Raw genomic sequence first — 2,638 nt, 5'->3', positions numbered from 1 at the left:
CGGGCGTGCGGCCGTCCACGCGTACGCCCGCGCGGCCGGCCGCACGCGGGCGCGCTCCGCACTCGTCGTCGGAGCGGGGCCCAGGGCGCGCGCCGTCGCCGCGCTGCTCGTCGAGCACCCCGAGTACGGGCTGCGGCCCGTCGGGGTCGTGGACGGCACGCCCGCGGAGGAGGGCGCCGACCCGCAGGAGCGCGAGCGGGCCGGGGCACCGGTCCTGGCGAGCGCCGAGGACGTCCACCGGGCCGTGATCCAAAACGGAGTGGAGGAGGCGCTCTTCGTCGGCGCAGACGCCCCCGCGGGCCAGTCCGGGTTCGCCGGCACCGACCTGTCCTTCGGCGAACTCGTCACCCTGGTCCGCGGCCACGGCTGCGGCGTGCTGTGCGTGTCCGAGGGCGGCCGGGAGCCGGTCGCCGGACGCGCCCGGACGGCCGACCACCTGTGGGGCTTCGGGGTGCGGCGCGTCGACGACCCGCAGGGGCCCTGGCGCGGCCGGCGCGCCAAGCGGCTGCTCGACATCGCCGTGGCCGCCCCCGCGCTCCTCGCCGTCTCGCCCGTGCTGCTCGGCTGCGCCCTCGCCGTCCGGCTGTGCGACGGGCCCGGAGTGCTGTTCCGGCAGGAGCGGGTCGGCCAGGACGGCCGCCTGTTCACGCTGCTGAAGTTCCGTTCGCTGCGGCCCGCCGACGACAACGAGGCAGCGACGCGCTGGAACATCGCCGGGGACCACCGCATGTCCGCCGTCGGCGGCATCCTGCGCCGCACCTCGCTCGACGAGCTGCCGCAGCTGTGGAACGTCCTGCGCGGCGACATGAGCCTCGTCGGCCCCAGACCCGAGAGACCGCACTTCGTCGCCAACTTCAGCAAGACCCTGCCCGGCTACGCGGCCCGCCACCGGATGCCCGTCGGCATCACCGGCCTCGCGCAGGTGCACGGCCTGCGCGGCGACACCTCCATCGAGGACCGCTCGCGCTTCGACAACCACTACATCGACCACTGGTCGCTCTGGCAGGACGTCTGCATCCTGCTGCGGACGGCGACCACCATGGTCCGCCAGGCGGGCAGCTGATGGCGGCCACGGCACCCCCCGCGGCGGCGGGACAGGCCGCGGCCCAGGCAGCCAGGGCGGCGTCCTTCGCGCCCGCCCCGAGACGTGGCGCGGGAGCCGTGCGGCGCCACGCGCACCTCGTGCCCGTGCTCGCCGTCATCGCGCTGCTCGCCGCGCCCGCGCCGCCGGGCGGCAGCGCGTCCGAGGGCACCGGCACGATCGCCGACGCCGCGTCGGGCGTGCTCGTCCTGTTCTGCGCGCTGCGGGTGCTGCGGCTGCGGCAGCGGACGCTGGGCCGGACCGCGGCCGTCGCGCTCGGACTGCCCGTGGCCGGGGTGTCGATCGCCGCGGTCGTCTCCCAGGACCCGGCGTTCAGCCTCGCGGGAGTCCCGCGCTACCTGCAGATCTTCGTGCTGGTCCCCCTGTCGCTCGTGCTGCTCGTGCGCGACCGGCGCGACTTCGGGGTCGTGGCCGGGGGCCTCGTCGCGCTGGCCCTCGTCCAGGGCGCGGTCGGCGTCGTGCAGTACGCCACCGCGACCGGCGCCTCCTACGAGGGCAAGGACGTGCGGGCGGTCGGCACATTCGGCGCGACCGACGTGATGGGCATGGCCACCGCCGTCGCCTACGGCCTGATCATCGCCGTCGGCTACGCGCTGGACGAGCGCGGCGACCGGCGCCGTCGCGCCCTCGCGCTGGCGGGCGCGGCGCTGCTCGCGGTGCCGCTGGTGCTGTCGTTCAGCCGGGGCGCGTGGATCGCCACGGCCGCGGCCCTCGCCCTGATGCTGGTGGCGTCCGGGCTCCGGCGGGCCGTGGTGGTCGCGCTCGTCGCGGGCGCGCTGGGCGTGGTGCTGATCGGCGGGGCGGGCGTCGGCTCGCAGATGGTCTCGCAGCGGCTCGCGTCCATCACGCAGGTCACCGACGACCCGGACCAGTCCGTCACCGACCGGTACACCATGTGGGCGGCCGCCGTCGCCATGTGGCGCCAGGATCCCGTGACGGGCGTCGGCCTCAAGGGCTTTCCGGCGCACCGCGACGCGAACGCCTCGCTGGCACTGTCCTCGGGCAGCGACACCGACGGCGCCGGCGCGGGTTTCCAGCGGCAGCCGCTGCTTTCACCGCACAACATGTACCTGCTGATCCTGAGCGAGCAGGGGGTGCTGGGCGTGCTCGCGCTCGTCGGCAGCTGGCTCGCGCTGCTCGTGCGCGCCGTGCGCCGGCTGCCGCACGCCCGCCGCGCACGGCGCTGCACGGGGATCGCCGTGCTCGTGCCCGGGCTGCTGGTGTGGCAGCTCATCGACTTCGCGTACGCCGACATCGGGGGCCCCTCGACGGTGCTGACGGCGGTCATGTTCGGCCTGGCCGCGACCTGGTCGGTCGGCACGGTCGCCGGCCGGCGCGCGGCGGAGCAGGTGCCCGCGCGATGACGGACCTGACGGACACCCCGGACGCGACCGGCACGGCGGAGGCGACGCTACGCCGGCTACTCCTCGTGCTTCCGCCGCGAGGCCGGCACGTACGGCAAGGACACGCGCGGCATCTTCCGCGTCCACCAGTTCGAGAAGGTGGAGATGTTCTCGTACGTGGCGCCTGAGGACG

General features: G+C 75.8%; 2 protein-coding genes and 1 pseudogene. All 3 read left to right on the top strand.

All coding sequences use genetic code 11. The features are described 5' to 3' along the window. On the top strand, positions 1-1,063 hold a 1,063-nt coding region (locus tag L1885_RS26860), incomplete at its 5' end, for an exopolysaccharide biosynthesis polyprenyl glycosylphosphotransferase (protein ID WP_235799755.1). Beyond that, on the top strand, positions 1,063-2,466 hold the full coding sequence (locus tag L1885_RS26855; protein ID WP_235799754.1) for an O-antigen ligase family protein: 1,404 nt from the start codon (positions 1,063-1,065) through the stop codon (positions 2,464-2,466). The genes L1885_RS26860 and L1885_RS26855, both read left to right, overlap by 1 nt. Positions 2,467-2,511: 45 nt before the next feature. After that, positions 2,512-2,638, top strand: a pseudogene (locus tag L1885_RS26850) (aminoacyl--tRNA ligase-related protein); the annotation flags it as partial.

Origin of the sequence: Streptomyces fuscigenes (assembly GCF_021556455.1) — a bacterium.
Classification (GTDB): domain Bacteria; phylum Actinomycetota; class Actinomycetes; order Streptomycetales; family Streptomycetaceae; genus Streptomyces; species Streptomyces fuscigenes.
The sequence above is the reverse complement of the archived record's forward strand: the minus strand, read 5'-3'. Positions and strand labels throughout refer to the sequence as shown.